This window comes from Ectobacillus sp. (genome assembly GCF_056992975.1).
Genome location: NZ_JBXKMX010000075.1, coordinates 1 through 8,524, shown reverse-complemented (window position 1 = coordinate 8,524; position 8,524 = coordinate 1). Strand labels below are relative to the sequence as shown.

Sequence of the window (8,524 nt, the reverse complement as noted above, 5' to 3'; positions counted from 1 at the left end):
TCTGCAACCTTACTTTATGTAATTGAAAGATATTTGTCGTTAGTGAATGAACCAGGACAATTCGGTTTACTTGCTGCATTAGGACCTGGGTTTAGCTCTGAACTGCTACTAGTTGAATGGGAGGAAGTTGGATGATTTTCTATTTCTTTTTCTCATTTTTCATATTGCAACGAATTGTAGAGCTGGTCATCGCAAAGAAAAATGAAAGAATGATGAAAAAGAAGGGAGCAATAGAGTTTGGGAAAAAGCAATATGCTGTTATTGTCCTGTTACATATCAGCTTTTTCATCTCATATCTAAGTGAAGTAATGATTTTTCATAAGGGACTTTCAATTCTTTGGCCCTTATTGATAATAGCATTGTCTTTAACACAACTACTCAGATTATGGGTAATTGTTTCTCTAGGAGAGCGGTGGAATACTAAAATTCTTGTTCTTCCAAAGAAAGATGTTGTTGTAAAAGGCCCCTATCGATTGATTCGACATCCAAATTATGTAGTTGTCGTGTGCGAATTTTTACTTATTCCTCTTTTATTCCAGGCCTATGTAACAGCAATTCTGTTTAGTGTATGTAATGTATGTATTCTTTTTATAAGAATTCGTGAAGAAGAGAAAGCACTACTAGAGATGACAGATTATGGACAAAGGTTCACAAACATTTCTCGATTTACGCCATAATATATATTGATAATCATTCTCTGCAATGCTATAATACAAACAAGAAATGATAATCATTATCAAAAAGGGTGATAAATATGGTAATCGCTTTTTTAACAGGTACGGTAGTTGTATATTCGGTGTTAACAACATTGGTTTTAAAACGAGTTTCTCACTAATTTTATAGATAAAAAAGGGTGAAGCAAAAGACTTTCTTTTGCTTCACCCTTTTTCGTATTTGGAAGCTATACAAAAACTACTGCTGTATAGAGCTTACAAGCCGATTAAGCTTTACTTTTTATTTTCTCGAAAATTTAGTAAGATAGAACATAAGTCAAATATTTCAGATGGAAACGGTTACGTTTTCGAATATGGGGAGATACGTTTGTGAATGTGGCGTGTCATCTTAAGTAAAGGGGAACGGGTAGATGGTACAAATTGCGAATTCACAAGTACAACAAATGTTGTACTTGCAAGAGATGATGAAAAGTAAAGGGGATTTAGAAAATAGTAAACGGACCCATGAGGTTATTCAAAAATATGTGCACAATGAGTTTATGATTGCTTTTTGTGGACATTTTTCAGCTGGAAAATCGACGATGCTAAACGAATTGTATGGGAAGGATTTACTTCCTACGAGTCCAATCCCAACGAGCGCGAACGTTGTAAAAATTCAGCGTGGGGACAATCGTGTTGTGATCACATTAAAATCTGGTGTGAAGCATTCCTATGAAGGCGCATACACCGATGAACAGTTAAAGAAGCTCTTTAAGAATGGGGAGGAAATAATCGGTGTACACATCATGAGAGAAGATGCATCTCTTCCGGATGGTGTGATTCTCGTTGATACACCAGGGATTGATTCAACCGATGACGCACATAAGATAGCAACGGAATCAGCGCTTCATGTGGCAGACGTTATTTTCTATATGATGGATTATAATCATGTTCAATCACAGGTGAATTTACAATTTGTGAAGGAACTTAAGGAACGGAATAAAACAGTATATTTAGTTGTAAATCAGATTGATAAGCATAAGGAAGAAGAACTGTCCTTCTCTCTCTATATGGATAGTGTGAAACAATCGTTTTTAAATTGGAATATTCATGTAGATGGTATCTTTTATACAACGCTTCGAAGTCCAAATCATCCCTATAATGAAATCATGCAATTAAAACAATTATTAGCAACCATTATGGAAAAACGAACAGATTATTTAGAAGAAAGTGTACATCAAGAGATAACGTACTTACTTGAGGAGCACGAAAAGAGCATTCGTAAAAGCCTTGAAAACAATGAGTACGATGTATCATTGCAATCTGTTGAGAAAACGGAACGGGCATTACAAGAAAATTATGCAAGGCAAAAAGAATTACTGGAAAAGGAAGAGAAGGTAAAGGTACAATTTGCAAACGAATTGGAGCATATTTTACAAAATGCGTATCTACTTCCTTTCGATGTACGTGCGTTAGCAGAAAAATATTTAGAGACAGAGCTGACAAATTTTAAAGTAGGTATCCTTTTTTCAAAATCAAAAACGGAAAAGGAAAAGGAACAAAGACGCGCTACATTTTTTGAAAAAATTAGTCAAACAACTGAAACACAGCTAGATGTGCATGTAAAACAATATATACTGTCTTTTTTACAAGCATACGATATATACAATGAGGAACTTGGTAAGGAAGTATATAGCCTTTCTACTACATTTACAGCGTCTTTATTGACAGATACAATTAAAAGAAGTGCAGGTTTATCTGGCAACTACGTCCTGACGTATACGAACGATGTTGCAGCCGCAATTAAGTCCATTATTCGCACGAAAGCGAATTCGTTTTTCGAACAAGTACTTCCGATTTTAAAGGAAAAGTGGGACTTTGAACTGGCTGAAGTAAATGATCGTATACGTGAAATGGAGAAGGAATATCGTGATAGAACAGAAGGAAGAGAAAGTTTACACATTGTTACGACTTATTTGCAAGATTTGTTTGACATATGGGAAGGTCGTAAGCAATTTGAACCTCTTTCCCTTGCTTTGTTAGAAGAGGAAGAAGTTACAGTAACGGAGCACCCGTTATTCGTAGAAGAAAATGAAATCGTTGAGAATCAAGAGGCAGAAATTATAGAAGAAGTCATAGAAAAAAAAGGTACGGCACAAGAACGCGTAAAAGTTATTACAAATCATATTCGCGAAGCAGAATCTATTATTCAACCATTCTCTGCGCTCCGTCATTTATATGAGGAAATAGAAGAAAAACGTCGTCGCGTTGATACAAAGCAATTTACGGTTGCGCTATTCGGAGCATTCAGTGCAGGCAAATCATCTTTTGCTAATGCCTTGCTTGGAGCTAAGGTCTTGCCGGTGTCACCAAACCCTACGACTGCAGCTATTAATAAAATTGTTCCAGTATCACAGGAGCATCCGCATGGAAGCGTTACGATTATGGTGAAATCTGCAACCATTTTATTTGAGGATCTACAGCGGATTTATAAATTGTTTGAAAAGCAAGTCGCAACGTTAGATGATGCAGTCAGAGGAATTGAGGATCTTCTTAAGCATTCCTCACCAAGTGCACGTCAAAAAACAACACTAAGCTTCTTGCGAGCCGTGCAAACAGGTTACAGCGCATTTGCTGATAAACTTGGACAAAAAATTACAACGGATATGAGTGAATTTTCATCCTTTGTTGCAAATGAGGAAAAATCATGCTTTGTAGAATTTATGGAGCTTCACTATGATTGCGAGCTAACTCGTAGAGGCGTTACGATTGTGGATACTCCCGGAGCAGATTCTGTGAACGCACGTCACACGGATGTTTCCTTCCAATATATTAAAAATGCAGATGCTATATTATTTGTTACCTACTACAATCATGTATTTAGTCGTGCTGATCGTGAGTTTTTAATACAGCTTGGACGTGTAAAGGATTCATTTGCAATGGATAAAATGTTTTTCATGATTAATGCAGCCGATTTGGCAGCAACGACGGAAGAACTTCAAACGGTTAAGGATTATATTCGCGGACAGCTTTTACAATATGGAATTCGTAATCCACGTTTATTTCCTATATCTAGCTTATTTGCACTAGAAGAAAAACTTGGAATAGTTAAAGAAAAGGGGACATATGGTGTTCTTGAAACATCCGGCATAACAGCATTTGAAGAAGCATTCACTACATTTATTATGCGCGATTTAATGCTCGTTTCTCTTTCTTCCTTACAATCAGATGTGAAATCTGCACACAATTTAGTAGCGAGTATCCTCGCAAACGCGAAAGCGGGTAATGAAGAAAAAGAGGTAAAACGTAAACAATATAAGCAAGAGCACGCATCAATTCAGGAAATGATTTCAAACTATAGCGTGCTGACGGAAGAACAAGCGCTCGTTCAAGAAATACGTGAGCTTCTCTTTTATGTTAAAAAACGAGTTATGCTCCGTTACAATGATGTATTTATTGAATTCTTTAACCCAGCGACCTTGCGCTCAGATAAAGGTGACGTAAAACAAATTCTTTATAATTGTGTAGCAGAGCTTGTTGACTTTCTTAAAAATGACCTTATGCAAGAAATGAGAGCAACCTCCCTTCGCATAGAAAATTGGATGCAAAAAAAGTTACAATTTTCATCTGAAGGATTACAAAAAGAATGTTTACAAATTTCAGATGGTGTTCCTTTCACTAAGGGAGAGGAATTCACTATTGCATCCGTTACACATACTGAACCATTTCAAAAGCTAGAGTTACATCAATTTAAAAAAGCTATGTCATATTTTAAAAATGCAAAGAGCTTTTTTGAGAAAAATGAGAAAGTATTGATGCAAGAAGAAATGCAGGAAGTATTAGACGGGCCGATGGATTCTTATGTACAAGAAGAAGAAGAAATGATCACCGCCTACTATAAGAAAGAATGGGAAAAAATATGGCAAACGACGAAAAAAGAATTACAAGAGGATGTTACAAAATACTATGAGGGAATTGTTTCTGCTCTTTCGGAACAGATTGATGTATCGTCCTATGAACTTGCACAAAAAAATCTACATCTTATTATTACAATGATCGAAAAAGATATAAACGTGCTATAATAATCTCAATATATAGGTGCTATAGAAATATAATGTATCCATTTCAAACAAACATATAATCTAGAAGAGGTGATTATAATGGAAGTACATGAAGCAATTTCAAGTCATTCACAAAAACAACATACACTCGTATCAACCTTTTTCACATTAGATAAACAAAGAGAAGAAGCAATCAGCACAGCAGTCACACAATGTCAAAAAGGAAATACTTTTTCTGTTGAACCTATAAATATAATAACTAAAAAAATAAATGAACTTGCGAAACAAGGTATTGTTCCAAATCGTCAGCTTGTTACAAATGAAATGATAAAGGAATATGTTGGTCGTCTATCAAAAGGATAAGGGGGAGTATGAATTGAGTCATGTACTCGATGTACAATGGCTAGCCGAGAATCTTCAAGATGATGGCTTGCGAATAATTGACTGTCGATTTCAAATGAATGATCCATCTTGGGGAAGAAAACAATATCAGGATGGTCATATCCCACAAGCAGTATATTTTGATTTAAATGAAGATTTATCAAGTGAAGTACAAGCTCACGGTGGGCGTCATCCGTTACCTGATATGGAGAAATTCTCTCAAAAACTAGCAGAAGCCGGTATAGATGAACACACAACGGTCATAGCGTATGATAGCGAAGACGGTGCAATGGCTTCGCGTTTCTGGTGGTTACTTACGTTTCTTGGTCATAAGAAAGCTTTTGTTTTAAATGGTGGATGGCCACTTTGGCTGGAGCGAGGCAATGATAAATCTACTGAGATACCTGTCTTCTCAAAAAAGACATACATTCCATACTTACAACAAGATTATGTTGTAAGTATGGAGGATGTGAAAATGCGCATTCTAGAGGGAAAAGATTTTACTCTTATCGATTCGAGAGAGCCAGAACGGTATAAAGGTAATATCGAGCCCATTGATGCAAAGGCCGGTCATATTTCAACTGCTGTAAACTACTTTTGGAAAGAAGGAATTGCTGCAGATGGAACCTTTCGAAATAAGGAAGAACAATTGCTTCGATTTTCCCACCTTGATAAAGAAAAAGAAACAATTGTTTATTGCGGTTCAGGTGTAACTGCCTGTCCTAATGTGCTTATGTTACAAGAAGCAGGATTTTTAAATGTAAAATTATATGCAGGAAGCTGGAGTGACTGGATTTCTTACGAAGATAATGAGATTGTAACAAATAAGTAGATTGTTTATTTTGTCGATATTTGAAATTAAATAGTATAGATTAGATATTTTACAGCCATGAAAAAGTATGATATTATATGGACAAATAGTTTAGTCCTGCAGTGTTCGTGACTAATTTATGTTTAAATCAACGTTATTTCTACGGAAGCTCGATATTTAAAAGCTGACGTCAAGCCTTGATCAAGGAAGATGAAGACTTTTGTGAGGGCATCCACCTGCTAGGGCGGGTTTTTGGACATATGTGGTGACGGCACAGGCGGGGAATTAACTTAACCTTACGTAAAACGTGAGGTTTTTTATTTTGGGGGGAAATCAAGTGAAGAAAATTTTACTCGTTGATGGTATGGCTTTACTGTTTCGAGCCTTCTACGCAACGAGCGTTTATGGACAATATATGAAAACGAGTAGCGGTGTACCTACAAATGGCATCCATGGTTTTCTCAAGCATTTGCTTACGGCTGTGCAAAAAATTCAGCCTACCCATGTGATTGCCTGTTGGGATATGGGGAGTACGACCTTTCGTACGGAAGTATTTTCACAGTATAAGGCAAATCGTGGCGAAGCACCAGCGGAATTAAAACCTCAATTCAGCCTTGTAAAAGAAGCGACAAGTATGTTGCAGATTCCGAATATTGGCTTGGTTGGCTATGAAGCAGATGATTGTATCGGTACCCTGTCGAAACTTTACGATCAGGATGGTGAAGTATACGTTTTAACAGGAGATACTGATTTATTACAGCTCTCTGATCACAGTACGACAGTAATGCTAATGCGAAAGGGAGTAGGAAATTACTCCTTCTATACTCCGGATGATATTTTTTCAGAAAAAGGCGTGCAACCATGGCAAATTGTTCATGCAAAAGCATTTATGGGAGATACGAGTGATAATTATCCAGGTGTACGAGGTATTGGCGAGAAAACTGCGTATAAGTTAATTCAACAATTTCAATCGGTACAAGGAGTTATAGATAATTTACATGTTCTTTCAAACGCACAACGCATAAAAATTGAGAGCGATATGGATAATCTTATGCTTTCTCTGCACCTTGCAAAAATTCAATGTGATCTGCCAATCTCGTGCGATCTAGAGCAAGCATCGGTTTCAATAGATACCAATAATTTATCCCGTATTTGTACTGAATTAGAATGGAGTCGTCCGCAATCATTGCTAACATTATTATAGTTAAGAATGCAAATGAGTATAATACTAGCTCATTTTCCTTTTTTTACAGCTTTTCTGAACGATAAGTTCTTTTTTTAGATATGTGGGTATCATGAGGGCAATTTGTTTTTTTTAAAAGTGAGTTTTCTTTTTAGATATGTAAAAATCCTATTTGCTTTTGTCATAGCGGTGACGTTATGATAATAAAGGGATATTTGAAAAGGGATGAGGATTCGTGAGAACGATAGAATACATACACTTTTTGCATGCAAAAGGATTTCGACTATCAAAGGATGCCCTTGGGTTTATTGAATTTGGACAGAAGTATACGGCATCCTCTGATGAATTGGTTATCGTTGCAATTGAAACTACTCTTAAACATCAGCGGAATTTTGATGGAAGTTATTTTATTGCGTTATTAGAACGGCTTCATCAAGAACACATTGCAGATGCTAAGCGAGCACATGCATTTTTGCGTAAGCTAGAAAGATAAGCTTACGCAGCTGCCTGTGGTTTCTTTCTTTTAGCAGGTAATTCTGCGAAAATCATACCAAACAAAATACATGAACATCCAATTAGCGCAGATATAGAGAGGGTCTCATTTGCAACATATACTCCTGTTGCCGCTGCAAATACAGGTTCCATAGAAAGAATTATTGCAACTCGGGTTGGTGAGATGTATGTTTGGGCTACTGTTTGAATGAGAAATGCAAGCGCGGTTCCCATAAGAGCTGTAATAAGAATGGAAAATACAAAGGATGTATTACTCCATATAGTTACAGAAAATATACGATGGTAATCTTCAAATAAGAATGCACAAATGGATGATAATATACCTACTGTTAGTATTTGTATGGTACTTAAAAAAAGTGGAGAATATTCTTTTGAAAAAATGCCATTTATGATTATGTGCAATGCAAATGAAACCGCACAGAATAAAACAAGAATATCACCCTTTTGTAAAACAAATGAACCATTAGCTGTTAGAAAAAAAAGACCAATGGTTGCAACTCCAACGCCGAATATTGCAAACAAGCTCGTTTTATGGCGAAAGAAAATATAAGAAAATAAGGGAACCATCACAACGCTTAATCCTGTTAAAAATCCAGCTTTAGATGAAGTTGTATACAGCAGTCCGAAGGTTTGAAACAAATAGCCACCAAATAAGAATACGCCAATTCCAATACCAGGACCAAGTTTCACTTTTTTTTCCTTATTGGGAGAAAAAGTGTAAACCAACAGTAGAATCAAGCCTGCAAGAAGAAATCGGACTGCATTAAATGTAAAGGGCTCTATGAAAGAAATCGCCTTCTGAACAACTACAAATGTTGTTCCCCATATAAAGGTAATAAACAATAATCCGAAATGAGCTAAAACGACTTTACGCATTTGTTTCTTCCCGTCCGTTCATCAATATGGCTTTTCTAGCTAGCTC

At 36.3% G+C, this 8,524-nt stretch carries 7 protein-coding genes and 1 other RNA gene; 7 read left to right on the top strand and 1 reads right to left on the bottom strand.

The window, feature by feature from the left end; all coding sequences use genetic code 11:
• Positions 1 to 131 precede the first annotated feature (131 nt).
• The 7 genes from AC11ZT_RS03745 to AC11ZT_RS03715 all read left to right on the top strand — a co-directional run bounded on the left by AC11ZT_RS03745 (position 132) and on the right by AC11ZT_RS03715 (position 7,582).
• On the top strand, positions 132 to 677 hold the full coding sequence (locus AC11ZT_RS03745; RefSeq protein ID WP_484058321.1) for an isoprenylcysteine carboxyl methyltransferase family protein: 546 nt from the start codon (positions 132 to 134) through the stop codon (positions 675 to 677).
• 440 nt (positions 678 to 1,117) lie between these two features.
• Positions 1,118 to 4,735 carry a dynamin family protein gene (locus AC11ZT_RS03740; protein ID WP_484058322.1) on the top strand — a complete coding sequence of 1,206 codons (3,618 nt, stop codon included), beginning with the start codon at positions 1,118 to 1,120 and terminating at the stop codon, positions 4,733 to 4,735.
• Positions 4,736 to 4,813: 78 nt separating this feature from the next.
• Positions 4,814 to 5,077: a DUF2533 family protein gene (locus AC11ZT_RS03735; RefSeq protein WP_484058320.1), complete on the top strand. Its 264-nt coding sequence runs from the start codon at positions 4,814 to 4,816 to the stop codon at positions 5,075 to 5,077.
• A gap of 13 nt (positions 5,078 to 5,090) precedes the next feature.
• A complete protein-coding gene (locus AC11ZT_RS03730; protein WP_484058319.1) occupies positions 5,091 to 5,927 on the top strand; it encodes a sulfurtransferase in 837 nt (278 codons plus the stop codon).
• A gap of 90 nt (positions 5,928 to 6,017) precedes the next feature.
• Positions 6,018 to 6,194: non-coding RNA, 6S RNA (gene ssrS / locus AC11ZT_RS03725), on the top strand.
• 49 nt (positions 6,195 to 6,243) lie between these two features.
• Positions 6,244 to 7,110, top strand: coding sequence for a 5'-3' exonuclease (locus AC11ZT_RS03720; protein ID WP_484058318.1), 867 nt, complete (start codon positions 6,244 to 6,246; stop codon positions 7,108 to 7,110).
• Positions 7,111 to 7,324: 214 nt separating this feature from the next.
• Positions 7,325 to 7,582 (top strand): DUF6123 family protein, encoded by a 258-nt coding sequence (locus AC11ZT_RS03715; protein ID WP_484058317.1) that lies wholly within the window; start codon positions 7,325 to 7,327, stop codon positions 7,580 to 7,582.
• A gap of 2 nt (positions 7,583 to 7,584) precedes the next feature.
• On the opposite strand, the gene AC11ZT_RS03710 is transcribed toward AC11ZT_RS03715, so the two are convergent.
• Positions 7,585 to 8,478: a DMT family transporter gene (locus AC11ZT_RS03710; RefSeq protein WP_484058316.1), complete on the bottom strand. Its 894-nt coding sequence runs from the start codon at positions 8,476 to 8,478 to the stop codon at positions 7,585 to 7,587.
• Between the last annotated feature and the right edge of the window lie 46 nt (positions 8,479 to 8,524).

Bases quoted from the DNA above. Each gene is read 5' to 3' on its own strand.
- AC11ZT_RS03745 (WP_484058321.1), top strand. From the start codon at position 132: ATGATTTTCTATTTCTTTTTCTCATTTTTCATATTGCAACGAATTGTA.
- AC11ZT_RS03740 (WP_484058322.1), top strand. From the start codon at position 1,118: ATGTTGTACTTGCAAGAGATGATGAAAAGTAAAGGGGATTTAGAAAAT.
- AC11ZT_RS03735 (WP_484058320.1), top strand. From the start codon at position 4,814: ATGGAAGTACATGAAGCAATTTCAAGTCATTCACAAAAACAACATACA.
- AC11ZT_RS03710 (WP_484058316.1), bottom strand. From the start codon at position 8,478: ATGCGTAAAGTCGTTTTAGCTCATTTCGGATTATTGTTTATTACCTTT.